23 protein-coding genes and 3 tRNA genes are annotated in these 25236 nt (G+C 52.3%); 8 read left to right on the top strand and 18 right to left on the bottom strand.

Annotated elements, in window-relative coordinates; translation table 11 throughout:
• Positions 1-152: 152 nt before the first annotated feature.
• From NFR90_RS08835 to NFR90_RS08795, 9 genes are all read right to left on the bottom strand, one after another.
• Positions 153-229, bottom strand: a tRNA-Pro gene (locus tag NFR90_RS08835).
• 31 nt (positions 230-260) lie between these two features.
• A complete protein-coding gene (locus tag NFR90_RS08830; protein ID WP_160335756.1) occupies positions 261-668 on the bottom strand; it encodes a MerR family transcriptional regulator in 408 nt (135 codons plus the stop codon).
• A gap of 181 nt (positions 669-849) precedes the next feature.
• Positions 850-3255: a phenylalanine--tRNA ligase subunit beta gene (gene pheT, locus NFR90_RS08825; protein WP_160335757.1), complete on the bottom strand. Its 2406-nt coding sequence runs from the start codon at positions 3253-3255 to the stop codon at positions 850-852.
• A gap of 16 nt (positions 3256-3271) precedes the next feature.
• Positions 3272-4288, bottom strand: coding sequence for a phenylalanine--tRNA ligase subunit alpha (gene pheS / locus NFR90_RS08820; RefSeq protein WP_160335758.1), 1017 nt, complete (start codon positions 4286-4288; stop codon positions 3272-3274).
• A gap of 112 nt (positions 4289-4400) precedes the next feature.
• Positions 4401-4757 carry a 50S ribosomal protein L20 gene (gene rplT / locus NFR90_RS08815; protein WP_160335759.1) on the bottom strand — a complete coding sequence of 119 codons (357 nt, stop codon included), beginning with the start codon at positions 4755-4757 and terminating at the stop codon, positions 4401-4403.
• A 17-nt stretch (positions 4758-4774) separates the two neighbouring features.
• Complete coding sequence (gene rpmI, locus NFR90_RS08810; RefSeq protein ID WP_160335760.1) at positions 4775-4972, bottom strand: 50S ribosomal protein L35; 198 nt, start codon at positions 4970-4972, stop codon at positions 4775-4777.
• Between the two features lie 145 nt (positions 4973-5117).
• Positions 5118-5651, bottom strand: coding sequence for a translation initiation factor IF-3 (infC, locus tag NFR90_RS08805; RefSeq protein WP_251452339.1), 534 nt, complete (start codon positions 5649-5651; stop codon positions 5118-5120).
• Between the two features lie 4 nt (positions 5652-5655).
• Complete coding sequence (gene thrS, locus NFR90_RS08800) at positions 5656-7581, bottom strand: threonine--tRNA ligase (protein WP_251452335.1); 1926 nt, start codon at positions 7579-7581, stop codon at positions 5656-5658.
• 176 nt (positions 7582-7757) lie between these two features.
• The gene (locus tag NFR90_RS08795; RefSeq protein ID WP_160335762.1) at positions 7758-8042 is read right to left on the bottom strand and encodes a hypothetical protein; all 285 of its coding nucleotides are present in this window, start codon (positions 8040-8042) and stop codon (positions 7758-7760) included.
• Positions 8043-8120: 78 nt separating this feature from the next.
• Here NFR90_RS08795 and NFR90_RS08790 point away from each other — a divergent pair, with 78 nt between their 5' ends.
• Genes NFR90_RS08790 through NFR90_RS08780 form a run of 3 tightly spaced genes read left to right on the top strand, consistent with a single transcriptional unit; the run spans position 8121 to position 10775 of the window.
• The gene (locus NFR90_RS08790; RefSeq protein ID WP_251452333.1) at positions 8121-9377 is read left to right on the top strand and encodes a M20/M25/M40 family metallo-hydrolase; all 1257 of its coding nucleotides are present in this window, start codon (positions 8121-8123) and stop codon (positions 9375-9377) included.
• A 16-nt stretch (positions 9378-9393) separates the two neighbouring features.
• The gene (locus tag NFR90_RS08785) at positions 9394-9831 is read left to right on the top strand and encodes an NfeD family protein (protein ID WP_251452331.1); all 438 of its coding nucleotides are present in this window, start codon (positions 9394-9396) and stop codon (positions 9829-9831) included.
• Positions 9831-10775, top strand: coding sequence for an SPFH domain-containing protein (locus NFR90_RS08780; protein WP_160335765.1), 945 nt, complete (start codon positions 9831-9833; stop codon positions 10773-10775). Before NFR90_RS08785 ends, NFR90_RS08780 begins: the two co-directional genes overlap by 1 nt.
• Before the next feature lie 50 nt (positions 10776-10825).
• Here NFR90_RS08780 and NFR90_RS08775 read toward each other — a convergent pair.
• From NFR90_RS08775 to NFR90_RS08735, 9 genes are all read right to left on the bottom strand, one after another.
• Positions 10826-10902 (bottom strand) — tRNA-Val (locus tag NFR90_RS08775).
• Positions 10903-10935: 33 nt separating this feature from the next.
• Positions 10936-11012 (bottom strand) — tRNA-Val (locus NFR90_RS08770).
• 67 nt (positions 11013-11079) lie between these two features.
• The gene (locus tag NFR90_RS08765) at positions 11080-13182 is read right to left on the bottom strand and encodes a RelA/SpoT family protein (protein ID WP_251452329.1); all 2103 of its coding nucleotides are present in this window, start codon (positions 13180-13182) and stop codon (positions 11080-11082) included.
• A 451-nt stretch (positions 13183-13633) separates the two neighbouring features.
• The gene (locus NFR90_RS08760) at positions 13634-13984 is read right to left on the bottom strand and encodes a RidA family protein (RefSeq protein WP_251452327.1); all 351 of its coding nucleotides are present in this window, start codon (positions 13982-13984) and stop codon (positions 13634-13636) included.
• A 9-nt stretch (positions 13985-13993) separates the two neighbouring features.
• Positions 13994-15367, bottom strand: a complete 1374-nt coding sequence (locus tag NFR90_RS08755) for a PFL family protein (RefSeq protein WP_251452325.1) — start codon at positions 15365-15367, stop codon at positions 13994-13996.
• Positions 15368-15392: 25 nt separating this feature from the next.
• Positions 15393-15980, bottom strand: a complete 588-nt coding sequence (locus tag NFR90_RS08750; RefSeq protein WP_251452323.1) for an ACT domain-containing protein — start codon at positions 15978-15980, stop codon at positions 15393-15395.
• A 173-nt stretch (positions 15981-16153) separates the two neighbouring features.
• Entirely contained in the window at positions 16154-16972 is an 819-nt protein-coding gene (locus NFR90_RS08745) for a TatD family hydrolase (RefSeq protein WP_251452321.1), read from the bottom strand.
• A gap of 3 nt (positions 16973-16975) precedes the next feature.
• Positions 16976-17662 carry an ABC transporter ATP-binding protein gene (locus tag NFR90_RS08740; RefSeq protein WP_160335770.1) on the bottom strand — a complete coding sequence of 229 codons (687 nt, stop codon included), beginning with the start codon at positions 17660-17662 and terminating at the stop codon, positions 16976-16978.
• Positions 17655-18890: a lipoprotein-releasing ABC transporter permease subunit gene (locus NFR90_RS08735; RefSeq protein WP_251452337.1), complete on the bottom strand. Its 1236-nt coding sequence runs from the start codon at positions 18888-18890 to the stop codon at positions 17655-17657. The genes NFR90_RS08740 and NFR90_RS08735 overlap by 8 nt, the downstream gene beginning before the upstream one ends.
• A gap of 107 nt (positions 18891-18997) precedes the next feature.
• Between NFR90_RS08735 and NFR90_RS08730 the strand changes: the two genes are divergently transcribed.
• The 5 genes from NFR90_RS08730 (at position 18998) to lysS (ending at position 25230) form a co-directional block, all read left to right on the top strand.
• Positions 18998-20044 carry a hypothetical protein gene (locus tag NFR90_RS08730; protein WP_251452318.1) on the top strand — a complete coding sequence of 349 codons (1047 nt, stop codon included), beginning with the start codon at positions 18998-19000 and terminating at the stop codon, positions 20042-20044.
• Positions 20045-20059: 15 nt separating this feature from the next.
• The gene (recJ, locus tag NFR90_RS08725) at positions 20060-21778 is read left to right on the top strand and encodes a single-stranded-DNA-specific exonuclease RecJ (protein ID WP_251452316.1); all 1719 of its coding nucleotides are present in this window, start codon (positions 20060-20062) and stop codon (positions 21776-21778) included.
• 48 nt (positions 21779-21826) lie between these two features.
• A protein-coding gene (gene prfB, locus NFR90_RS08720) for a peptide chain release factor 2 (RefSeq protein WP_251452313.1) occupies positions 21827-22931 on the top strand; the annotation gives its coding sequence in 2 pieces (ribosomal slippage) (positions 21827-21907 and positions 21909-22931; 1104 coding nt in all).
• 3 nt (positions 22932-22934) lie between these two features.
• Positions 22935-23708: an SDR family NAD(P)-dependent oxidoreductase gene (locus NFR90_RS08715; RefSeq protein ID WP_251452311.1), complete on the top strand. Its 774-nt coding sequence runs from the start codon at positions 22935-22937 to the stop codon at positions 23706-23708.
• Positions 23689-25230, top strand: a complete 1542-nt coding sequence (lysS, locus tag NFR90_RS08710) for a lysine--tRNA ligase (protein ID WP_251452309.1) — start codon at positions 23689-23691, stop codon at positions 25228-25230. The genes NFR90_RS08715 and lysS overlap by 20 nt, the downstream gene beginning before the upstream one ends.
• Positions 25231-25236: the final 6 nt, after the last annotated feature.

Here is a 25236-nt window from a genome sequence, read left to right as displayed (position 1 = left end):
GACAGACTTCTAAAGAAGATGCCTTCAGATTAAAAGCTGAGCCTCTGCTAGAGGCTCTAGATTCTGCAATATTTCAGATTCTGAAATATTTCGGTGGGCTTACCTAGCAAATAGGCATTAAAAAAGCTCGTTCAACGAGCTAATTTAAGAAATGGTCGGGGCGGCGGGATTCGAACTCGCGACCCCTTGCACCCCATGCAAGTGCGCTACCAGGCTGCGCTACGCCCCGACTCAAGAATCGAGAATATACACTAATTTTTTTATGTATGCAAGAAGTCCGCGATTTTTTCAAGATTTGAAATAATTTCTTCGAGCTCTCCAATATCGGCCGTTACCGCTTCTCGAGAAATCTTTAATTCGGCAGGCGCTCCCGGCTCTTGAACCGGCTTGTTATTTTTCAGCGCTTCAAGCTCCTGAGTCAGAATCTGCCGTGCGGCGGAAAGCTTATAGCCTTCCCCATGGACGAGCTCTCTGATACGCCGCGCAATCTCTATGTCTTTTTTTCTATAGGCCCGATGAGCGCCTCGCTTTAAGGGCCTAAGCTGTGAAAACTCTTTCTCCCAAAAACGCAGAACATAATCCTTTACGCCGCATAAATCTGAGGCTTCTCGGATTGGGAAATATCGTTTATTCGGAATTTCCGGCAATGCTGCTAGTTTCTTCTTCATCGGTATAAGGCCCTTAAATTTAGGCTTAACAGTCTGTCCGTTTCATCAGACCTTTCGCCGCGCGCGGAAGAGTACGCGCAAAGCAGAGTCTTCTTTGACCGACTTTCATCAAATCGATCAAAGACGAACCTGCCGCCTGCAGAACCGCCCGCACAACACGAGCGATCCGCAGTCAGATTCATCACTGTCTCAGAACAGCGCCTTGTTCGGCAAGAACGTTCAGAATCGCCTGCACGGCCTCATCGGCTTCTGCGTCAGAAACCTGGCTGTCCATGCGCTGGAAGCGAGCACTAAAGGCAAGACTCTTCTGTCCTGCATCATCCTTCGGCTGGTAAACGTCAAAGAGTTTGAAGGAGCTCAGAATGAACAGACGAGGATCTTTCTTCGCAGCCTTTGCGACCGCGTCGGTCAGCTTCTGAAGCGCAATATCAGAAGCCATCGAAACAGAAATGTCTCTGGAAACCGGCTGGAACTTGGAAATCGGTTTATGAACCAGCAGGCCCTGTTTGAGAAGCGGCTCAGCGTCAAGCTCAAAGACAACCGGCGAGTGCGGCAGATCATACTTCTGAGCCAGAGCAGGATGAAGCTCACCGATCACACCGATGAGGTCACCATCCAAATAGACATCTGCGGAGCGGCCAGGATGCAAAGCTGGGTTCTTCGATTTCTCAAAACGCAGTTTTCTGCCTGCAGTCAGCTGTTCAACAACGCCCTTCAGGTCGAAGAAATCATAGGGACGAGCCTTCTCGCCCCACTGAGCCGGGTAAGCAGAACCGTAAACCAACGCACCCAGATGGACCGGCTGACGAACACCCTCAACCGCAAAGTCCGATCCCTTAACTGTCTTGTCTCTGAAGAATACGCGCCCGTACTCAAAGAGCGCCGCACGTTCCGTCTTGCGGTTCAGATTGTATTTGAGCGTATTTACAAGACCCGCAATCAGCTGAGTACGCATGACCGCCATCTGAGAAGCGATCGGATTCAGAACCTTAATCGGATTTTTCACCGCAGAAAAATCCGCTTCCTCTTCCTCGGCCACAAACGAGTAGCTGATCTGCTCTTGGAAGCCCAGCGCCGCCATCTTCTTTCTCAATTCATGACGATCGAGCGTGTCCTCGTTTCTCTCGAGCATGGAAACACGAGCAAGCGGCGGGATCTCTGTGAGGTTCTGATAGCCGTAGAGACGGGCAACTTCTTCAATCAGATCCTCTTCAATTTCGATATCGAAGCGGTATGTCGGCGGTTCAACCAGGAAAGCGCCGTCCTTCTTTTCGAAATTAAAGCCAAGACGTGTGAAGCATTCAGCCATCTTGTCTTCGGAAATATCCGCACCGATGATCTTACGGCAGCGTTCAATTCTCATCTTGACCGGCTTGCGCTCCGGCAGGCTTTCTACCATATCGACAACCGGTCCGATCTGTGTTTCTGCTGTACCGCAGATATCCTTGATCAGACGAGTGGTGTACTCGAGATGTTCAACGGTGGTGCCGAAATCAACGCCGCGTTCAAATCTGTAGGCCGCATCGGTGGAGAAGTTCAGCTTTCTGCAGCGTCCCTGAATAGAAACAGGCCACCAGAAAGCGGACTCAATGAAAATGTTCACGGTGTCATCGGAAACCGCCGCATGAGCGCCTCCCATGATGCCGCCGATCGCTTCGATGCCGTTATTGTCAGAAATCACGCCGAAATACGGATCGATATCGACGGTCTTTCCGTTCAGCAGCCCCGCCTTTTCGCCTTCCTTGCCCCAGCGAACCGTCAGGGTTCCGTCAAGCTTATCCAGATCAAAGATGTGAGTCGGACGACCAAGCTCAAGCAGAACGTAGTTGGAAATATCCACCAGAGCGGAAATCGATCTCTGACCGGATCTTTCTAAACGAGACTTCATCCAGTCGGGAGTCGGTGCGTTCGGATTCAGACCTTTAATCACACGGCCGGAGAAACGGCCGCAGAGATCTGGCGCTTCAATTTTGACGTTATGAACGGCGTCGCAGTTTGCTTCAACCGGAGACATATCCGGCTGAGCAAGTTCAGCGCCGGTCATCGCGCGAAGATCACGGCCGACACCGATAATGCTCAGCGCGTCACCGCGGTTCGGTGTTAATTTAATTTCAATCTTTCTGTCGTCAAGACGTTCGTAAGTACGGATATCTTCTCCGACCGGAGCGTCCGCAGGCAGAATCCAAAGTCCTGAATGATCTTCGGAGATGCCAAGCTCTCTGCTCGAGCAAAGCATGCCGTTGCTTTCAACGCCGCGCAGCTTGGCCTTCTTAATTTTGAAGTCGCCCGGGAGAACTGCGCCGATTTTCGCGCAAGGTACTTTGATTCCGGGTGCAACGTTCGGAGCGCCGCAAACGATCTGAACCGGATCCCCTTCCCCGACATCAACCGTGCATACGTGCAGTTTGTCGGCGTTAGGATGATTTTCCACTGTCAGAACCTGCGCAACAACGATTCCTGTAAAGGCGGGCGCGATCGGTTCGGATCCCTCCACTTCCAGACCGCCCATTGTCAGTGTTTCGCAAAGCGCTTCGCTTGAAAGGGGCGGATTAATGTAGTGGCGAAGCCATTCTTCTGAAAATAACATTTTTTACCTTAGCCGATTATTTGAATTGTTGAAGGAAGCGAAGATCGCCTTCGAAGAAAAGGCGCAGATCGTCAATACCGTAGCGAAGCATTGTCAGACGTTCAAGTCCGGAACCGAAAGCAAAACCGACATACTTTTCCGGATCAAGGCCGAAATTTCTGACCACATTCGGATGAACTTCGCCTGAGCCGCTGATTTCAAGCCACTTGCCTTTTCTCGGACCGCTGGTGAACATCATGTCCACTTCAGCGCTCGGTTCTGTGAACGGGAAGTAACTCGGACGGAAACGGACGATCAAATCGTCTGTTTCAAAGAAACGCTTCAGGAAATCAACATAGACGCCTTTGAGGTCGGCAAAGCTGATGTTTTCGTCAATCCACAACCCTTCAACCTGATGGAACATCGGCGAGTGAGTCGCATCAGAGTCAACTCGATAGGTTCTTCCCGGAGCAATCACCTTGATCGGCGGCTTGTGCTGGCGCGCGTAGCGCACCTGCATCGGAGAGGTATGCGGGCGAAGCGGCAGCTGTTTGCCGGTCTCATCCTTCATATCCACATAGAAGGTATCCTGCATGCTTCGAGCCGGATGATTGGGCGGATTATTCAGAGCGGTAAACGTATACCAATCGTTTTCAACTTCGGGACCGTCGGCCACATCAAAGCCGATGGTTTTGAAAATTTCTTCGACACGCATCCAGGTCTTCATCACAGGATGAATCCCGCCTGTACCGAAGTTTCTGCCGGGAAGCGTAATATCCACAGCTTCGCTCGCCAGTTTGCGGTTCAGCTCTTCGTCAGCCATCTGGCGGCGGCGCTCATTAAGCAGCGCTTCTACCTGCTGCTTGGCTTTATTAATTTGTGCACCTCTTTCACGTTTTTCTTCGTGGGAAAGCTTTGCCATCCCTTTTAAGAGTGCTGTTAAAGAGCCGCTTTTGCCAAGGTAGACGGCTTTAGCGTCTTCCAGTGCGGCCGGAGTCTGAGCCTGTGCGAAGCTTAGACGGGCAGACTCGATAATTTGACTTAGATCTTCCATTTTTGTCGACAGCGATGAAGGATAAAAAACAAAAGCCTGGCATAAAGCCAGGCTCTTGTAATATTTTATCAGTTTAAACGGTAAGGACCGCTAAAACTGTGTTGTTTCCGTATTAAGCAAGACTTGCTTTGGCCTTAGCGACAACAGCGGCAAAGCCTTCTTTGTCGAAAATAGCCATGTTGGAAAGAACTTTACGGTCGAGTTCAATACCGGCTTTCTTGAGGCCGTTCATGAACTGGCTGTAGTTCATGCCGTTGGCACGAGCACCGGCGTTGATACGAGCGATCCACAGACGGCGGAACACGCGTTTCTTGTTGCGGCGGTCACGATATGCGTACTGACCGGCACGCATAACAGCCTGCTTGGCAACACGGTAAACATTATTGCGGCGAAGGGAAAAACCCTTGGACAGCTTAAAAACTTTTTTATGACGGGCACGCGCCGTTACACCACGTTTTACTCGGGGCATCTTAAATCTCCTCTAAATTAAGCGTAAGGCAACATGCGACGGACTTCTTTAACGTCCTGTTCGCAGATGGTTAACATGCCGCGCAGCTGACGTTTATTCTTAGTCGTGCGCTTTGTGAGAATATGACGTTTTGTAGCGTGTGCACGCTTGATAGAACCGCCGGAGCGAACTTTGAAGCGCTTCGCTGCGGCTTTTTTGGTTTTCATCTTGGGCATTTTGCCTAAGTCCTTATTTTTAGATGATTGCAGGCGTTTCCAAACACTGGAAAACTTGACAGCCTGGTTTCACTTATTGCCCTGCTCGAGAGCAGAGCGTAATGATACTACAAAAAAGAGTCAACAAATTTAAGCGTTAGATTTGTTACTTCTTTTTCTTCGGAGCAAGAACCATAATCATCTGACGTCCTTCCAATTTCGGGAAAGACTCGACCTGTGCGATTTCCGCCAGATCCTCTTTGACTCGGTTCAGAAGATCGGTTCCGAATTCCTGATGGGCCATTTCACGGCCGCGGTATCTCAGAGTCACCTTGGCTTTATTGCCGTCGGTGATGAAGCGGGTCAAAGCGCGGATCTTCGTATCGTAGTCGTTCTTGTCCGTCTGAGGACGGAACTTAACTTCCTTGATCTGAATAACCTTCTGTTTGGCCTTGGCTTCCTGAGCCTTTTTTTGTTCCTGATAACGGAACTTGCCGTAATCCATCAGACGGCAGACCGGAGGTCTCGCATTCGGCGCGACCTCTACTAAATCAACATCTGCCTCTTCAGCCATGGCTAATGCCTGAGAAGTCTTGACGATGCCAATCATCTCACCGTCAAGACCGGTCAAGCGTACTTCTGGCACTCGGATCTCGCCATTGATCCGGTGTGTGCGTTCCTGAGCTATGTTTGTCTCCAGTTAATTAATCGATTTTGTTCACGTTGCGGCGTGTTTCCACGTCTTCCTGAACAAGCTTAATAAAATCTTCTACGCTCATGGTGCCAAGATCCTTGCCGCCACGAACGCGTACCGCGACCTTGCCTTCTGCCTTTTCTTTGGCGCCTACGACCAGGATGTAAGGCAGTTTTTGCAAGCTAAGTTCGCGAATCTTATATGTAATTTTGCCATTCCGCAAATCCGCTTCCGATCTGAGTCCGGCCTTTTTAAGCATTGCGACGACTTCCTGAGCATAGTCAGCCTGATCGTCGGTAATGTTGGCCACACCGACCTGAACCGGAGCAAGCCAGGGCGGGAGCTGGCCGGCATAGTGCTCGATCAGCATGCCGATAAAGCGTTCCAAACTGCCGACAATCGCACGGTGCAGCATCACCGGTGTCGCACGTCCGTTCGATTCGGTCACATATTCGGCACCGAGTCGGCCCGGCATCTGGAAGTCGACCTGAATTGTTCCGCACTGCCAGCCGCGGCCGAGCGAGTCTCTCAGGTGATATTCAATCTTCGGACCGTAGAAAGCGCCTTCGCCCGGAAGGATTTCGTACTTGATGCCCGCGGAATCAAGCGCGTCCATCAAAGCCTTTTCAGCTTTATCCCATGTCGCATCGTCACCGATTCGTTTTTCGGGACGAGTGGCCACTTTGTAGGAAATGTCATGGAAGCCGAAATGGTCATAAACCTTCTGGACCAGTTTGGTGTATTCCGTGCATTCGGAAAGAATCTGATCTTCAGTACAGAAAATATGTCCGTCGTCCTGAGTGAAGCCGCGGACACGCATCAGACCGTGCAGAGAGCCGGACGGTTCGTTGCGATGGCAGGCGCCGAATTCACCGTAGCGGATCGGCAGATCGCGATAAGAGCGAACGGCGCTGTTGAAAATCTGAATATGACCCGGGCAGTTCATCGGCTTGAGCGCATAGTAGCGATTCTCCGACTCTGTCGTGAACATATTCTCTTTGTATTTGGACCAGTGGCCGGATTTCTCCCACAGCGTTCTGTCAAGCAGCTGAGGAGCCTTGACTTCCATGTAGCCGTTGTCCTGATACACCTTGCGCATGTACTGCTCGACCTGCAGCCAAAGAGCCCAGCCGCGAGCATGCCAGAAAACCAGACCCGGAGCTTCTTCCTGGAAGTGGAAGAGATCGAGTTCTTTGCCGAGGCGGCGATGGTCGCGCTTTTCAGCTTCTTCAAGCATATGAAGGTACTGAGCAAGCTCGTCCTTCTTCGCAAAGGCGGTACCGTAAATGCGCTGAAGCATCTCGTTCTTGCTGTCGCCTCTCCAATAGGCGCCTGCGATCTTCATCAGCTTGTGAACTTTAAGACGTCCGGTGTTCGGCACGTGAGGACCGCGGCAGAGATCCACGTAGTCGCCCTGACGGTACAGAGAAATCGTTTCACCGGAAGGAATGGATTCAATGATCTCGGCTTTGTAGCTTTCGCCGATAGACTTGAAGAACTTGACCGCTTCATCACGGTCCATTTCTTCACGCTCGATCTTCAAATCGCGCTTGACGATCTCATCCATTTTCTTTTCGATTTTGGGCAGATCTTCAAGCGTCAGAGAATGCGGCATCGAGAAGTCATAATAGAAACCGTTTTCAATAACCGGTCCGATTGTGACCTGAGCGTCCGGGAACAGTTCCTTGACTGCCTGCGCCATCAGATGGGAGGTAGAGTGACGGATAATCTCAAGGCCTTCCGGATCCTTGTCCGTGATGATAGCTACTGTGCTGTTTTCAGTAATCGGAGTCGAAAGATCGACCAGTTTTCCATTTACCTTTCCGGCGAGGGCTGCACGGGCAAGCCCGGCGCCAATTGAGGCCGCAACATCTCCGACGGTAACCTGCGCGTCAAATTCGCGCTTGGATCCGTCAGGCAGTATAACTTCTATCATTAACCTAATCTCCAAAAATTCTTTTCAGTTTTAATGCGGGCTTTTTGCACAAACGAACAGCGATCCCGCAGGAAACGGCATCCTAGGCAACGGCGCCGAAATCCGCAAAACATCGATTTTATCAGCTCAGAGGCGCTCTTGAGCGATTGTTTCTACCATTTAAGGCGCACGAAACGTTACTCCGATTTATTCAGCGCCTTGCCGCTCAGGAAAACACCAATCAGCGCAAGTACGGAAAGCCAGACACACTGTCGAATAAACCAGGCGGTATTCACGCTTGTGATCACATCCGTCCAAAGAAGCACTTTGAGACAGCCGTATGTCAGAAGAACCGCGACAAAGGCTCCGATAACCCATGACAGAACTATCCCGATAAAACCGCTGACGCGTTTTCGAAAGTAAAGTCCGGAAAGGATTCCGACACAAAAAGCCAATATCAATGTAAAAAATGAAATGAGCACAAAAACTCCTACAAGATTTTCTAACTTATGGCATAAGATAAAGAAATCGCAGCCTCAAATTATATAAAGGAACCCACAATGGAAACTCTTGCTCAGGACCTCAAAGCCGCCGTTCAGACACTTACTGAAGACACCCGCTTTTGTCATGCGCTTGCCTCCGTCAAAGACCGCCTCCCCGAGACAATTCGCGACCAAAAGGAACTCACGCTGATTGAAGCTCCGACCGGGCATGAAGAAAAGAAAGCGCGCCGCTACATGCAGATGCTCGAGGAGGCCGGCTTAACCGATGTCGTCATGGATGAGCATTTCAATGTGTTCGGCAAAGTCACGGGAAGCGCCAACTCCGGAAAGTCTGTCTTGCTTGAAGGACACCTTGACACGGTTTTCTCCTTTGGCGATGTCAAGGAAATCCGGGAAGACGAAGAAGGACGTCTGCACTGCCCCGGCATCTGCGATGACACACGTGCGCTTGCCGCAAACCTTGCCGTGCTGCGCGCGCTGAAAGACGCCGGTCTGAAGCCCGTGCATGATATTTACTTTGCCGGCACCGTGCGCGAAGAAGGACTTGGCGGTATGCAGGGCATGGCCTGGGTACTCGATGAACTTAAAGAGAAAACCGAGCTTTTAGCCACGCTTTCCATTGACGGACCGAGCGGAGAAACTTTTTATGCAAACGCGACCGGAATCGTCGACTGGGAAGTCACATTCGAAGGGCCCGGAGGGCACGCTTGGACCGCCTGCGAGAGACCGAGCGCGATTCACGCCGCCGCTCTCGCGATCGCCGAGATGACCAAAATCAAAGTTCCGACGGATCCGAAAACCACCTTCACAGTCAGCCTGATTGAAGGCGGTCAAGCAATCCACGGGATTGCTCAGAAAGCGACCTTTAAAATCAACGCCCGCTCGAACAGTCAGGAAGAATTGAACCGACTCGATGATGAATTCATTCGTGCTTTTGAAGCGAGAGCTGAAGCGGAAAACCCAAAAGACAGCTGCAGCGGCCGCATCAGCGTCACTTACCGCAAAATCCTGGACGTGCCTGCGGGATCTCAGCCGGATAACGCGCGAATTATTCAGCTTACAAAACTGGCCACACTCGCGGTCGGCAGAGAGCCGAACTTCCTTCCGGGCGGCTGTACCAATACCAATATGGCCATCGCGAGAAACATTCCGGCTGTGACTTTGGGCCGCGGCGGCGAAGAATACGGCACCCATACGCTCAATGAATGGTTTAATCCCAAAGATGTCTTCTGCTGTGAGCAGAAGTCGCTTATCCTTCTTGGTGTCATCGCCGGGATTGAAGGTACGCTTAAACCGCTCGGCGAAACACTCTAGTTTTTAAGGAGAAAACGTGTTTGATTTATATTTTCTCTGGCTCATTGTCGCTGTCGTGCTCGCAGGCGCCGACATGCTGCTTGGCACCTTCTATCTGCTGATACTCGGGCTGTCTGCCATCGCTGCCTTTGTGATTGCAGTTGTCGGCCTGAGCTTTACGGCTCAGCTGCTCGGCTTCGCCCTTTTCGGCATTATCGGCTGCGTGCAGCTTTCTCTTAAAAAGAAAAATGACACAGGCCGTAAAACCCTGGACGCCGCTCAGATTCAGAATCTGAATGACGGCCAAATTGTCACCGTCGAGCACTGGAAAGAAGACGGCACGGCCGACGTTTTTTTCCGAGGCACGCATTGGCAGGCGGCTGCAGAAAAAGGTCAGACTTTAAAGCCCGGTCTCTGGTCGATCACGGGTATGAACGCAAACACTTTAATTATTAAATTTCACAAGGAGAAGTAATGCAGGAAATCGCATTAGGAGGCTTTAGCTTTTTTATTCTTTTACTTGCCGTCTTCGCGGTTATCTTTATCCGCGACGCCGTCAAGGTCGTTCCGCAGCAGGAAGCCTGGGTGGTCGAGCGCTTCGGTAAATTCCACAGCGTGCTCGAGCCGGGCCTTAACTTTATCGTCCCGCTGATCGATAAGGTCGCCTATAAGCAGACACTGAAGGAAATTCCGATGGACACTTCAAGTCAGATCTGCATCACAAAAGACAACACTCAGCTGCAGGTAGACGGTGTTCTGTATTTCCAGGTCACCAATCCCGAGCTTGCGAGCTACGGAACATCCGACTTTGTCATGGCCATTACTCAGCTTGCTCAGACATCGCTCAGAAGCGTGATCGGCACCATGTCGCTCGATAAAACGTTTGAAGAACGTGAGGAAATCAATGCCCGTGTTGTTCAGGCCGTTGACGAAGCGGCCCAGACATGGGGCGTAAAAGTTCTTCGCTACGAGATCAAGGATCTGACGCCGCCGAAAGAAATTCTCCGCGCGATGCAGCTTCAGATTACGGCTGAACGGGAAAAACGCGCTGTGATCGCGACATCCGAAGGTCAGAGACAGAAAGAAATCAACGTTGCCGAAGGCGAACGCGCTTCCATGATTGCTCAGTCTGAAGGTGAAATGCAGGCGGCGATTAATCGGGCCGAAGGCGAAGCCAGAGCGATCGAAGCCGTCGCAAAAGCTCAGGCTGAAGCGATCCGATTGGTCGCAGAGGCAATCGCTCAGAACAAGGGCCTTGAGGCTGTCAACCTGCAGGTTGCAGAAAAATACGTGGAAGCGTTTGGCAATATCGCTCAGAAGAGCAGCACACTGCTGCTTCCTGCCAACCTCGCCGATATCAGTTCCATGGTGGCGAGCGCGATGGCAATCGTAAAGAATACGGAAAAACCGAAAGCCTAACCACCGCAGATATAGAAAAAGCCCCGAAAATCGGGGCTTTTTTAGAATTCTGGTAGGCACGATTGGACTCGAACCAACGACCCCCACCATGTCAAGGTGATGCTCTAACCAGCTGAGCTACGTGCCTGTCGCGTTACCGCGTAATCGAATTGTGTTTCCTTGGTAGGCACGATTGGACTCGAACCAACGACCCCCACCATGTCAAGGTGATGCTCTAACCAGCTGAGCTACGTGCCTAAGGAAGACGTGACTATACAAGTATTTTTTTACTTTGACAAGTCAAAAGTAAAACTGAAGCAATTTTTTACTTTCTTCTTGCGCTGTAAACCCCGCGAACCTCCCGAATCGCGCTCAGTGTACGGGCCAGATCGTCTTTTCCGCGAATCTCAATCGTAAATGTGGTGTGCACATCACCTTTGACTTTTGCGGACTGCATCGCAACGATACTTTCCTTTTCTCTCGAGAACACTTCCGTAATGTCCTTGAGAAGACCGACACGGTCCTGACTGATCACCAAAATCTCAACCGGGAACACCGCTGTCTGATCATGCGTCCAGGAGACCTCAATCAAACGGTCGCGTCCGGATTCATCCAGCGAGCGGATATTCGGGCAGTCGGCCCGATGAACCGTCACGCCTCTGCCGCGTGTGACAAAGCCCACGATCTCGTCCGGGGGAACCGGATGACAGCAGCGGGCAAGCTGCGTGAGCAGGGAGTCCACGCCAGCCACCAGCACCTTGCCTTTTTCACTGTGCCCGGGCTTCTTAACCGTCGTGAGAACATCCTCATGCTCGGGCGTCTCAGCTCTGGGCATGAGAACATTTTCAATCGCTCTCTGTCCGAGCTCATCCTTCCCGGCGGCAAGACAAAGATCATCAACCGAGGTAAAACCCAGACGTTTGGCTAAATCTTCCAGCTTGACAGCGGTTTTACCGATTCTTGCGAGATCCTTGTCAATTTTTTCGCGTCCGCTCGCCAAGGCCTGCTGCATTTCCTGCGCATTGAACCACTGACGAACTTTAGTTCTTGAACGCGGAGAAGCGGTAAAACCAAGGTCCGGATTCAGCCAGTCGCGGCTGGGCGCCCCGGTTTTGGCGGTAATAATCTCTACGGTTTGTCCGCTCTGCAGCGGCGTGTTCAGGGGCACCATCACGCCGTCGACTTTCGCACCGCGGCAGCGGTGACCGAGTTCCGTGTGCAGATGGTAGGCAAAGTCGATCGGTGTGCTGCCCGCAACCAAATCCAGAACCTTGCCCTGAGGCGTCAGAACATAGATATTCTGATCTTTGACGCTCTCTGGAGTCGGGGAGTGCTGAATGTCGCTCTTCCATGCGAGCATCTGTCGAAGCCACGCCACGCGGTCTTCTTCGTGCTCTCCGGCTTTACGCTTTGAGCCTTCCTTGTATCTCCAGTGCGCCGCTACGCCAAGTTCAGCAAATTCATGCATCGCCCGGGTTCTGATCTGAATCTCCAGAGGTTTGCCTCTGGAGCCGAGAATCACGGTGTGCAGCGACTGATATCCGTTGGGTTTAGGCTTTGCGATGTAATCGTCAAACTCTTTGGAAAGAACTTCGCTCGTACCCTGAATAAGAGACAGCGTCTCATAGCACTTTTCCACGGTGTCCACGATGATTCGCACCGCACGGACGTCAAAGAGCTGCTCGAATTTCAGATTTTTCTTTACCATCTTCTTCCAGATGGAATAGATGTGCTTTGGGCGTCCCGAAACGGAAGCCTGGATGCCGTGGGAGGCGAGAAGATTTTGAATGCCTCGGACTGCATCCTGAATCGAAGCGACACGTTCTTCGCGCGTTTCCTCAAGCGCGTTCGCAATGGAATGGAAGACTTCCGGTTCGGTAAAGCGCAGAGATAAGTCCTCAAGCTCCCACTTCATCTGCCAAATACCAAGACGGTTGGCAAGCGGTGCGTAAAGCGCAAGCGTCTCCGCCCCGTATTCTTTCGCTCCGGGCGCCTTAGAAGCGGCAAAGTAGCGAAGCGTCTGAAGACGAGAAGCCAAACGAAGCAGTACGACACGCAGGTCTTGGCAGAGAGCCAGCAGAAGACGTCTGACCGCATCGGGCTGCTCGCTGATTTTGGCGTCGCCCTCTCTTTTTCTCGCCTTCTCACTCACGTCAATCACGACTTTGAGATTCTCAACGAGCTCGCAGACTTGTTTGCCAAAGTGGCCGGTCAGCCATTCCTTCGGGTTCTTGAGCTGATTCCAAACACAGAAAAGATAGGCGGCCGCGAGCAAATCATCGTCGTCGCGAATTCCTCTGAGAATATCAACAACGCCTTCGGCATGCGCTAACACAGGCTCACCCGTGTACAGAACCTGACCCTCATATAGAGGCTCGATAATACGTCGAACGTCGGCCAGGTTAATTACTTTCTTATCCTCGTCCATTCTTTCTTTCAACGATGAAACTTTGACATTCTTCCCGTCACGAGTGACGGAAATTCCGGACCACGGCGACGGCCTCAGCCGCTGCGGCAGAAGGTTCGGACGGTTTCCTGCTGACAGCGCCTTTAGCGCGCCGATTAACGGATCTCTCCGTTCATTTCACAGGCTAACCGAGCCTGTCCGGCCATCAATACATTTACTGCCTCGACCGCATCAGCGCTAAGCTGACGACAGCTGAGATTTTCCACTCTCTGCGGACGCAAACTCCGACATTCAGCAAGTATACAAGGCAATAAAAAAACAAACTAAAAAAGGCCTAAAAACCTCCGTCCCAAGGGCGGTGTTTTTAGGGCCTGTCCGATGAAAAAAGGCAGTCCTGAAACAGAATCTGCCTTCAAGATCGCAGGGGTATTATTTTACCCAATCCGTCAATAATGTCTCTTTTTTCTTTAGGTTAGTCTCGAACCACTGCCACCGTTGAGATCTGCACTTTCCATGACGGATCAGGCAGAGCGGATTCGATCACCGAACGAGCCGGCGGATTCTCTTTGCTGACCCATTTCTCCCACGCAAGATTCATTTCATGGAAGTAGCCCATATTGGATAAATAAACCGTACAGCGAAGAATATGTTCCTTGTCGGAGCCGCTGCGCGCAAGCAGATCGTCAATAATCTCGAGCACATTTTGCGTCTGTTCTTCGGCACTTCTCACGCGCTTCAAATCGACTTGGCCCGAAATATAAACAACGCCGTTGCAAACGACCGCCTCACTGAATCGATTATTTTTATCAATGCGTGTAATCATCAAATACCTTTAGTTCTTAAAGCTGTGAATCGGTGCGGGGATGCGACCGCCGCGATTAATAAAGCCGGCGGCGCTGCCCTGCTGAACCGGCATAATATCAGCCCCTCCGAGGAGGCCTCCGAATTCCGCGCGCTCTCCGACCTTCTTGCCCGGAACCGGGATCAGGCGAACCGCTGTCGTCTTCGCATTAATCATGCCGATCGCGCATTCGTCGGCGATGATTCCGGAAATCACCTCCGCGGGAGTGTCGCCCGGAATCGCGATCATGTCCAGACCGACGGAGCAGACGCAGGTCATAGCTTCCAATTTTTCAAGCGTCAGGCGTCCTGAAGCGGCTGCGGAGGCGATCGCTGCATCCTCGCTCACCGGAATGAAAGCGCCCGAGAGACCGCCGACGGAAGAAGAAGCAAACACGCCGCCTTTTTTCACCGCATCGTTCAGCATGGCTAAAACAGCTGTTGAACCGGGCGCGCCGATAGAGGAAAGTCCGACGCTCTGGAAAATTTCGCCCACGGAATCGCCAACTTCAGGAGTCGGCGCAAGAGAAAGGTCAGCCACACCGAAAGGCAGGTTCATACGCTGAGCGACTTCGGTTCCAATCAATTCACCGACGCGCGTCACTTTGAAGGCCGTGTTCTTGATAATTTCCGCAATTTCAGTGATAGAGACTTTTTCGCCTCTTCTTCTGACGGCTCGGTCAATCGCCTTTTTCACCACGCCGGGGCCGGAGACGCCGACGCTGATCACTGCATCGGCTTCGCCGACGCCGAGATAGCCGCCCGCCATAAAGGGAACGTCTTCGGGGATATTGCAGAAGATCACCAGTTTGCAGCAGCCTAATCCGTCTCTGTCGGCGGTCATGTTGGCTACATCCAAAACTCGCTGACCCATCAGCTTGACCGCATCCATGTTGATGCCGGTTCTGGTACGTCCGACGTTAATGGACGAGCAGACATGATTAGTGATATTGAGCGCTTCAGGAAGTGCGTCGATCAGATTCTTCTCTCCCGGAGTAATGCCTTTTTCCACCAAGGCACCGAAACCGCCGAGGAAATCAACACCCGCGTCTTCTGCGCATTCATCCAGCAGCTTGCAGACTTTAACCATCTGATCTCTGCTGTAGCCGGCGCAGACAGTACCGATCGGAGAAACCGTAATGCGTTTATTGACCACCGGAATGCCGTAGCGGTCACCGACTTCGTTGCAGATCGATACCAGGTTTTTCGCATGGCGGTTGATCTTGGAACGGACTCTGTAGGCAAATGTGTCGAAATTGTCGCTGGCGCAGTCAAAAAGATTAAGGCCGAGTGTGATGGTGCGAACATCCAGATGTTCGCTTCTCAGCATATCAATAGTGGAGGTTACTTCGCGTTCTGTAAGCATTTCTAATATTCCATTCCGTATTTGATTACCCGACGATAATGCGGTGAATCGCCTCAAAAATTCTTCTGTGCTGCATGCTCATGGATAAATGACGATCATGAGCGATATCGGCAAGCGTGCGATGAAGCGCCTTGCGGTCCGCGTCAAAAGGGACCGTCACTTCAAAGACTAAAAGCACACGGGCCTTTTCAAGCGGTTTGCCATCTTCATCAGTCGGCTGCTCGATCGAGCGGAAGCTGTCAATGTTGATACGGCCCTCGTAAAAGACATGCGTGAACGCGGTCAGAATATCTTTTGAGCCTTCCTGCGGTCCGTCAACCGTGATCACAAAAGGTTCGCCCTCCGTGAGCGTCTCTTCTCCCCTGACAATATCCCGAGTCGTAACGGACATGTCAAAGCCCTTTTCGCAAAGTTCTTTCTTAACCGACTGCTGAATGTCTTCATTAGACAATTCCTCGGGCTTTTCAACAATCATCAGAGAAGAAAACTGATTGCAGAGAGTTGTCTGATTCATGTTGATAAAGTTGCAGCCGAGTTTGCTGAGCGCGCTGGCGGTCGTGTACACCACGCCGAAACTGTCAGGGCCGGTTACAGCCAGTAAAATTTGTTTCACTTCCTAGTCCTTTTTATTGATAAATATCGGCTCCGAAAGCCATATTGATTCGGAAAAACATAGATAAATTCAACAGCTTCTCATAATCTTAATCAACCGCCCTCTGCTATTTGCCGATAACGGGCACAATTTTTCCGGTTAAGGAAAAATGCCCAGCCAACCCCAAATTTCCGCTATTGAGGCGCGGCAGCCAGTATCGCGCTGAACGCGGGAAAAACCTCAAGCGTGTTTCTCAGCGACTGCCGAGACGATTCTTCAGGACTGATAGAGCGCAGTTCTGCGGCCTCCAAGCCGTAATCAGCGATATCGGCAAGAACGCTCTGCGGATTTTCTTCCCGCTCACGGGTTCGGCTCGGCGGAATATCCGGACAGTCCGTCTCAAGCACCCAGGCATGCTCGGGGAGCGCAGCAAGCAGCGCGCGTATCCGCTTTGAGCCGTTGTACGTCATCGCGCCGCCGTATCCGATTTTGAATCCGAGCTTAATAAACTGCTCAGCCTGTGCCGCGCTTCCGTTGAAAGCGTGAATCACGCCGCAGAGCGGCTGAATGCGTCTCAAATGCTTGAGCACGATATCCATAGCGCCTCGGCCGTGCAGACTTAAAGGAAGCTTTAACCTTCGGGCGAGTTTCAGATGCTCGGAGAAAACCGCTTCCTGAATATCCCGAGGCACGGAACAGTCATCGGAAAAGTCCAGACCGCACTCGCCCACCGCCGCAAGACGCGGATCCTCTCGATTTTTTAAGAGCGCATCCTCCAAAACCTGAAGATCTGAACGCCAGCTTTCACGCAGGTATAGCGGGTGCAGCGCGAGCGCATAGCAGGAATCCCACTCGTGAGCGCACCGGATCGCAGCTTCAAAATTATCCGTTCCTCCCGCGCATACCAAACCCGCTGCCACTCCGCAGGCGCGGGCATCTGTCACTTCCGCCTTCTGCTGCTCGTGCGGCAGAACAAAGAGGTGATTATGAGTATCGATCCAGCGCGACTTCATGATTTACTTCTCCGCGATCAGTCGGCCCGCTTTCAGCCGATAGATGCGGTCGCAGCGCGCGGCAAGCTCCGGATCGTGGGTCACGATAATCAGCGTGAGTTTCTCATCTCGCGTTAAACGCACCAAATAATCAAACACTGAAACCGCGGTCTCCCGGTCAAGGTTTCCGGTAGGTTCATCGGCGAGCAGACAAACCGGAGAGCCGCACACGGCGCGCGCGATCGCGACACGCTGACGCTCTCCGCCCGAGAGCTGACTCGGAAGGTGATCCACGCGTTCTTCAAGTCCCATCGCAGCCAGCAGATGCTCCGCACGCTTTTGCGCCTCAGCGGCCGGAACCCGTCTGATCTTGAGCGGCATCGCCGTGTTTTCCAGCGACGTGAATTCCGGCAGCAGATGGTGGAACTGATACACAAAACCGAGTTTTCGGTTGCGCATCTGCGTCCGCTGCTTTTCGCTCAGATCGGCAATATTTTCTCCGTCAATTTCTACGCTGCCGGCATCAAAGGTATCGAGCGCGCCCAAGCACTGGAGCAAAGTGGACTTGCCGCTGCCCGAGGTACCCACAATCGCCACGGAGACGCCTTCTTCAACTTCTAAATCTATGCCCTTGAGCACTTCCAAAGAGTCTTTGCCTTCTTTGAAGATTTTTGTCAGACCTTTGACTTTCAGCACAACTTTGTTATTCATATCTGAGCGCCTCCGCCGGTTCAATATTGGCGGCACGCCAGCTCGGGTATACCGTGGCGGCCAACGCGAGAACAAAAGAGAAAATCGCGATCGGAACAATGTCGGAAGCCCGAGGATCGCTTGGCATTGAAGAAATAAAGTAGATTTCTTTCGGCAGGAACTGCACTCCGAAGAGATGCTCGATAAATCCGACGATTGCGCCCACGTTGCAGGCGATTAAAAGTCCCGCTCCGACGCCGATTAAAACGCCCATGCAGCCGATAAAGGCGCCCTGCACCATGAAAATTTTCATGATGGACTGACGCGTCGCGCCCTGAGTTCTCAGAATCGCGATATCGCTGCGTTTTGCGTTAACCGTCATCACAAGGGAAGACACCAAACCAAAAGCGCCTACGAGCACAATCAGAAAAAGAATGATGCTCATCATGCGTTTTTCCACCTGCACGGCGGCAAACCATGTACGGTTCTGGCGCGACCAATCCATCGCAATCAGCCCGCTCGGCATTGTACCGTTGAGTTTGGCCGCTACAGCGGGCGCCTCCTGCATATCTTCAAGCTTGATGCGCAGGCCGTTCGGAGCGGAGGTTCTAAAAAGTTTTTCCGCGTCCTCAAGATTGATAAAGCTCATCGCGCTGTCAAATTCATAGTGGCCGGAATTAAAGACACCCGCGACGGTAAACTGCCGCATTCTCGGCATCGTTCCTGCGGGCGTAAACTGCCCCTGCGGAATCATCACTGTGATCTGATCTCCCGGGACAACGCCAAGCTGTCTGGCCAAATCCGTACCGATAACGATTTTGAATTCGCCGCTCTTCAAATCACTGAGGGAACCCGCTGTCATAGCCTGCGCGACGTCGCTGACGGATTTTTCCCGCTCCGGATCAATTCCGCTGATCTGCACGCCTTTGACATTGCGGCCACTCGAAAGCAGTCCCTGACCGCGGACAAAAGGCGCCACCCCGACGATTTCCGGATTATTCTTTTCAAGCGTTTCCGCGGTTTTCTGCCAATCCTTCATCGGCAGACCGAGGGAGACTACTTCCACATGAGAAAGCACGGAAAGCATCTTGTCTCTGACCTCTTTTTGGAAGCCGTTCATAACAGAGAGCACGATGATGAGCGCCATCACTCCGAGCGCAATCGACGCCATGGACATGCCGGAAATAAAAGAGACAAATCCGTCTCTCTTTCCCTTGCGTCTGGAAAACGTGTATCTCAAGCCGATCATCCACTCAAACGGCAGAGACGAAAGCGGTTTATTTTTCACAAATCTTATCCAATAAGTTAGTCGAATTATTTTAGCTGTCGCGCATCGACTATTAAAATGGCAAGGTTATGCCAGCCACAATATTTTTATTCCCAAATTTGGTTCTTTCGCCCGAGCAGACAAAACGGCTCGGCAAAGCCGTCGCCCCCGCCTCGCTTCGCGAGTTCTTAGCCGACTGTGACAGTTTTCGCTGCACTGACGTGTTCGCCAATCCGGCGCTTTCCGGTTTTACCGCCTCCCAATGGCTCTGGATGCTGCTGAGCCAGCGCGATACGCTTGCGCCTACCGCCCCCTACACGTGGAAAGGACTCGGCGGCCCTAAAGTCGATCAGGAATTCTGGTCTCTGAACGGCTATCGGTTTGAAGACGGGCGGCTGGAATCTTCGTCTGACACCTTTGACATTGATGACGAGTGCGATCTGAGAGATCTTTTCTCTCCGCTTGCCAGACGGTTTAATTTTGACGTGCAGGTCCTTGACGGACGCTTCTTCTTTGTTCGCAAGCAGGCATGGAACACGATTTGTGTGCCGTGGGAAGCGCAAAGAGGCAAGCTCAAAACGCCCGCCGACGGCGAAAACGCATCGCAGTGGGAAGAGCTTCATCAGGAAATTGAAAGCGCGCTTGCTTCAAGTGAGCTGAACCGCAGAAGAAACCAAGAAGGCAAACCGAGACTTGACGGGTTCTGGGTAAGCGGCGGAGGTTTTGATGAACAGCTGCTGCCTTACACCCAAATTCGCTGTCTGCTCTCGGACGATCCGTATGCGAAAGGCGTGGCTGAAGCGGCAGGCATCTCAAAAAATTACATCGTCAGCCCGAAAAAAGGCTGGCCGGATTGTCCGGAAGGCGATCGTCTCTGCGTCATGACCGATTTTGAGGACCCTCGCGTTAAAGAGGACCCCGAACTGTGGACCATGACTTGGGATCAGACCATTGAAAAACTCCGCACCTACATGGAGGGCTGCGTCGGATTTGAAAAGTATCATCCGCGTCTTGTGGCGTGCTCGGGCATGCGTGTCAGCATTGTTGAACGAACCAAGGAGCCCGCAAAAGGTTTTTCTCTCTTCAGAAAAAAATACGACCACGCCGCTGATTGGCTTAGCGCCGGCAATCTCTAACACCGGATTGGACACATGACAAAATTCTCAACACGTCGTTTTGACCACAACACCGTACAGGCGCTGATTAACCGCGGTTATTCGGAACCGCTCGCGCACGCCCTCTCCGCCCGCGGCGTCAAGTCTCCCGAAGACATGAACTACGATCTTCACAATATGCTTGCGCCGGATCAGCTTTTAAACTGTGAAGCCGCCGGCGCCCATCTTGCCGACGCGATCCAAGCGCAGAAGAAGATCATGATCATCGGCGACTATGACTGCGACGGAGCGACCTCCGTTTCGCTTGCCCGCCTCGGCCTTCGCGCGCTCGGCGCTAAAAACGTCGACTATCTGATCCCGGATCGGGAAAAAGACGGCTATGGCCTTTCAACGCCCCTGGTTAAAAGAGCGGCGGAAAGAAAACCCGATTTGATCATCACGGTTGACAACGGCATTTCTTCCTACGATGCCGTTGAGTATGCGAAGTCTCTGGGCATTGATGTGATCGTCACAGACCACCATCTTCCCGGAAGCCGCGTCCCGGACACCCTAATCGTGAATCCAAATCAGCACGGCGACACGTTCCCGAGCAAGTCGCTTGCGGGTGTCGGCGTCATGTTTTACGTTTTGCTTGCTACGCGCGCAGAACTCAGAAAACGAAACGCTTTTGCGGGCGGCAAACAGCCCAACCTGCTGAATTTCATCGATCTGGTTTCTCTCGGCACCGTGGCTGACGTGGTTCCCTTGGACCGCAATAACCGCATTTTGGTCTCTAAAGGCCTTGAGCGCATGCGTGAAGGCCGCATGCAGCCCGGCATCTCGGCGCTCCTGACAAAGAGCCGTAAAAACACGCTCTTTTTAAACGCGTCGGATTTAGGCTTTTTAATCGGTCCTCGCATCAATGCCGCAGGCCGATTAGATTCGATTGAACTGGGTGTAGAGTGTCTCTGCACTTCCGATTACGGCCATGCGCTGGACATTGCCGATCAGCTGGAAAGCTTCAACAAGAAAAGACGAAGCATTGAAGATGATATGCAGGCAGAAGCGCTCATTGAAACGCAAACAATCGCGGTCGGAGAAACCAACTCCATCGCCATCAAGGGCGATAACTGGCACAGCGGAGTTGTCGGCATTGTCGCCTCCCGCATCAAGGAGAAGACCTATCGTCCGACCATTGCGTTTGCGCCTTCGGAAGAAAACGGCGTGCAGTATCTGAAGGGTTCGGGCCGCTCTATCCCCGGCATTCATCTTCGCGATGTACTGGATCTGGTTGATAAGCGCAACCCGGGGATGATTGTTAAATTCGGCGGCCACGCCATGGCGGCAGGCCTCACCATACACGCGGACAAATTCGAACTCTTTAAGGAAGCTTTTGAAGTGGCGATCACCGACACCGCGCAGCCCGGCGCCTTTGAAAAGAATGTCCTGACCGATGGCGAGCTCAGCGCGGGAGACTTTAATGCGGAATTAGTTCGGGAAATCCGTTCCAACGTATGGGGACAGGGCTTTACCGAACCGCTTTTTGCCAACCACTTCCGCGTGCTCTCTCAAAAGATTCTCAAAGATCAGCACCTAAAGCTTGTGTTGGAAACAGACGGCCGCACGCTGAACGCGATCTGGTTCCGCAGAAGACGCGAGATTCCCGAAAACGTGCACTTGGCCTATAAGCTGGATTTGAATGAATGGGCCGGGCGAACCTCCGTACAGCTCATTGTAGAAAGCATGGAAGACGAGGTCGACGATTGGGGGGCCTAACCTCTTCTATAATTTCATTTTTTACCATCAAAAACTAAACTGCAGCAAATGGAAGTTGAACGACTAAATCTAATCGGCACGACTGCCGAAGACCTCCTTGCCCGCACGGGCGAGCTTCGGAGGTATCTTTGACTACGATCAAAAAGAACGCCAGCTTGAGGAAGTCACTCAGGCACTAGAGGATCCTGACGTTTGGCAGGATCAGGAAAGAGCACAAAAGCTCAGTAAAGAAAAGAAGCATCTCGAAAACATTGTTCTCACGCTCAAAGAGCTGACAGGCGGCCTTCAGGACGCGCTTGAACTCTTCGAGATGGCTAAAGAAGAAAACGACGACGGTACGCTTGAATCCGTTGAATCGGACGTCGCCGAATTCAGAAAGAAGGTCGAACACCTCGAATTTCAGAGGATGTTCAATCAGGAACACGACTCCGCGAACTGCTTCCTTGAAATTCAGGCCGGTGCCGGCGGTACCGAAGCCCAGGACTGGGCGAGCATGCTTGAGCGCATGTATCTGAAATTTGCGGAACGTCAGGGCTTTGATGCTGAAATCATTGAAGAGACGGAAGGCGACGTCGCAGGCATCAAAGGGTGCACTATCAAAATCGGCGGAGACTACGCTTACGGATGGCTTCGCACCGAGACCGGCATTCATCGCTTAGTCCGCAAGAGTCCGTTTGACTCCAACGCCCGCCGCCACACATCATTCGCATCCGTGTTTGTGGTCCCCGAAATCGACGATTCCTTTGAAATCGAAATCAACCCTGCGGATCTGCGTGTTGACACTTTCCGAGCCTCGGGCGCGGGCGGTCAGCACATTCAGAAAACGGATTCCGCGATTCGAATCACGCATATTCCTACCGGCATTGTCGCGACCTGCCAGACAAGCAGAAGTCAGCATCAGAACCGTGAAGAAGCGATGAACGTGCTGAAAAGCCGTCTGTATGAAGCAGAGCTTCGCAAGCGTCAGGCCTCTCAGAAGGAATTGGAAGACAATAAGAGCGACATTTCGTGGGGACATCAGATACGCTCTTATGTACTGGATCAGTCCCGCGTCAAAGATCTGAGAACCAATGTTGAAACCGGCAATACCTCTGCGGTTCTGGACGGCGCGCTTGAAAACTTTATCGAAGCAAGCCTTAAACAGGGAGTCTAAAGCGTGCGTACTTTAACGATTATTACCGGAGCCTCACGAGGTTTGGGCTTTGAGCTCGCTCGTCAGTCTCTGAAAAAAGGCGACTGTGTCGTCACGATGGAGCGCAAGCCGAACTCCGAACTCGTCAATCTGGCCAAAGAAATTGACTGCGAATTTGTGCAGTTCTCCGCCGACCTGCTTGACAGAAAAGGCGCGGTAGAACTTTTGAGCTGGTGGCTTTCGGGTGAGGAATACAAGGATTTCGAGCGCGTTAACCTCATCAACAACGCTGGAGTTCTCGGCCCTGTCGGTCCGATTGAATACCAAACACCGCAGGCCGCGGTGGACTGCATTCGCATTAATTTTGAAATTCCGGTGCTTCTTACCCAAGCATTTCTGGCCGACACAAAGGACTGGAAAGCCGATCGGCGCGTTCTGAACATTTCTTCGGGCGCCGCACGCAAATCCGTCCCCGGCTGGGCCATGTACTGCTCAACCAAAGCGGCGCTTGACCGATTTACTGCTGTCACCGCGGAAGATCAGGCGCGTCTCGTGAACGGCGCAAAACTTGCCTCGACCGCTCCCGGTGTTGTCGATACCGATATGCAGGCGCGCATCCGCGAAAGCTCTCCGGACGCCTTCCCCGGCGTCGATCGCTTTAAAAAGCTCAAATCGGAGGGCGGCTTGGTCAGCGCGGAAGAGACCGCGCGCAAACTGCTTGAATACCTGAACAGCAGTGACTTTGGGAAAGAGCCTATTACAGATATCCGAATTATTAATGGAGGAAAAAGTGTCTAACGAAAATGAAAAAGCCGAACAGCAGACAGAAGAGTCTGCCGTTCAGGAAAACCATCTGATTGCCGAACGTCTGGCAAAACTCGATAAGCTCAGAGCCGCCGGCGTCGCTTATCCGAACGACTTCGTGCAGAAGGACCGCACAGGTGACGTCCGTCGGCTTCACGGAGAAAAATCTGCTGAAGAGCTCGAAGCTTCTCCGGTTGAAGTTACTCTCGCAGGCCGTGTGATGCTGAAGCGTGTCATGGGCAAAGCAAGCTTCATGACGCTCAAAGACGGCACCGGTCACATTCAGCTTTTCCTGACTAAAACGGAAGTTAGCGAAGAAGTCTACGATTTCTTCAAAAAGATGATTGATATCGGCGACATCATCGGTGTCAGCGGCGATCTCTTCCTTACAAAGACAGGAGAACTGACCGTTCGCGTCAAGACACTTCGTCTTCTGACCAAGAACATTCGTCCCCTGCCCGACAAGTTCCACGGTCTGTCTGATCCGGAAATGCGCTACAGACAGCGTTATGTGGATCTCATCATGAATGAGGACACCCGCAGAACATTCATCATTCGTTCCAAGGCCATCGCAGAAACCCGCAAATTCATGATGGAGCACTTCTTCATGGAAGTGGAAACTCCGATGCTGCATCCGATCCCGGGCGGCGCAAACGCCAAACCGTTCATCACGCACCACAACGCACTCGACATGGACATGTACCTCAGAATCGCTCCGGAGCTTTATCTGAAGAGACTCGTGGTCGGCGGTTTTGAACGCGTGTTCGAGCTGAACCGCTCCTTCCGAAATGAAGGTATTGACGTCCGTCACAATCCTGAATTCACTATGATGGAGTTCTACGCCGCCTACAAGGAATACCACTGGCTGATGGACTACACGGAAGAGCTTCTGAGAACCGTCGCCGTCAACACGATCGGCACCGCGAAAATTTCCTATCAGGGCCACGAGATCGATCTGACCAAACCGTTTGATCGTCTGACCGCCAAAGACGCGGTTCTCAAATATGCGCCTCAATACACATCCGAGCAGCTTGAAGACGCGGACTTTATGCGCAAGGAACTGGTCCGTTTGGGCGAACCCGCCAAAGAAGACGCTGGCATCGGCGCGCTTCAGATGGCGATGTTCGAAGCCACGACTGAAGCCAAGCTGATTCAGCCGACATACATCATCGACTATCCGGTTGAAATCTCTCCGCTTGCCCGCGCCTCCGATACTCGCAAAGGCATTACGGAAAGATTTGAGCTCTTCATGGCCGGACGCGAAACTGCCAACGGATTCTCCGAACTGAATGATCCGCAGGATCAGGCGGCTCGATTCAAAGCTCAGGCCGATCTGAAAGCCAAAGGCGATGATGAAGCCATGTATTACGACGCCGACTATGTCCGCGCGCTCGAATACGGCCTGCCTCCGACAGGCGGCTGCGGCGTCGGTCTTGACCGCTTTGTCATGCTTCTGACAGACTCCGCGAGCATTCGTGACGTACTGCTGTTCCCGCACATGCGTCCTGAAGCCTAATCGGAG

It is taken from the genome of Parasutterella muris (assembly GCF_943193095.1).
In the GTDB taxonomy this organism is placed as follows: Bacteria; Pseudomonadota; Gammaproteobacteria; order Burkholderiales; family Burkholderiaceae_F; genus Parasutterella; species Parasutterella muris.
This window is presented reverse-complemented; position numbering and strand designations above follow the sequence as displayed.

What these genes read in the sequence shown, in the direction of transcription:
- NFR90_RS08830 (WP_160335756.1), bottom strand. Translation starts at nt 668, where the DNA reads ATGAAGAAGAAACTAGCAGCATTGCCGGAAATTCCGAATAAACGATAT.
- pheT (WP_160335757.1), bottom strand. Translation starts at nt 3,255, where the DNA reads ATGTTATTTTCAGAAGAATGGCTTCGCCACTACATTAATCCGCCCCTT.
- pheS (WP_160335758.1), bottom strand. Translation starts at nt 4,288, where the DNA reads ATGGAAGATCTAAGTCAAATTATCGAGTCTGCCCGTCTAAGCTTCGCA.
- rplT (WP_160335759.1), bottom strand. Translation starts at nt 4,757, where the DNA reads ATGCCCCGAGTAAAACGTGGTGTAACGGCGCGTGCCCGTCATAAAAAA.
- rpmI (WP_160335760.1), bottom strand. Translation starts at nt 4,972, where the DNA reads ATGCCCAAGATGAAAACCAAAAAAGCCGCAGCGAAGCGCTTCAAAGTT.
- thrS (WP_251452335.1), bottom strand. Translation starts at nt 7,581, where the DNA reads ATGATAGAAGTTATACTGCCTGACGGATCCAAGCGCGAATTTGACGCG.
- NFR90_RS08790 (WP_251452333.1), top strand. Translation starts at nt 8,121, where the DNA reads ATGGAAACTCTTGCTCAGGACCTCAAAGCCGCCGTTCAGACACTTACT.
- NFR90_RS08780 (WP_160335765.1), top strand. Translation starts at nt 9,831, where the DNA reads ATGCAGGAAATCGCATTAGGAGGCTTTAGCTTTTTTATTCTTTTACTT.
- NFR90_RS08765 (WP_251452329.1), bottom strand. Translation starts at nt 13,182, where the DNA reads ATGGACGAGGATAAGAAAGTAATTAACCTGGCCGACGTTCGACGTATT.
- NFR90_RS08760 (WP_251452327.1), bottom strand. Translation starts at nt 13,984, where the DNA reads ATGATTACACGCATTGATAAAAATAATCGATTCAGTGAGGCGGTCGTT.
- NFR90_RS08755 (WP_251452325.1), bottom strand. Translation starts at nt 15,367, where the DNA reads ATGCTTACAGAACGCGAAGTAACCTCCACTATTGATATGCTGAGAAGC.
- NFR90_RS08745 (WP_251452321.1), bottom strand. Translation starts at nt 16,972, where the DNA reads ATGAAGTCGCGCTGGATCGATACTCATAATCACCTCTTTGTTCTGCCG.
- NFR90_RS08740 (WP_160335770.1), bottom strand. Translation starts at nt 17,662, where the DNA reads ATGAATAACAAAGTTGTGCTGAAAGTCAAAGGTCTGACAAAAATCTTC.
- NFR90_RS08735 (WP_251452337.1), bottom strand. Translation starts at nt 18,890, where the DNA reads ATGATCGGCTTGAGATACACGTTTTCCAGACGCAAGGGAAAGAGAGAC.
- NFR90_RS08730 (WP_251452318.1), top strand. Translation starts at nt 18,998, where the DNA reads ATGCCAGCCACAATATTTTTATTCCCAAATTTGGTTCTTTCGCCCGAG.
- recJ (WP_251452316.1), top strand. Translation starts at nt 20,060, where the DNA reads ATGACAAAATTCTCAACACGTCGTTTTGACCACAACACCGTACAGGCG.
- lysS (WP_251452309.1), top strand. Translation starts at nt 23,689, where the DNA reads ATGGAGGAAAAAGTGTCTAACGAAAATGAAAAAGCCGAACAGCAGACA.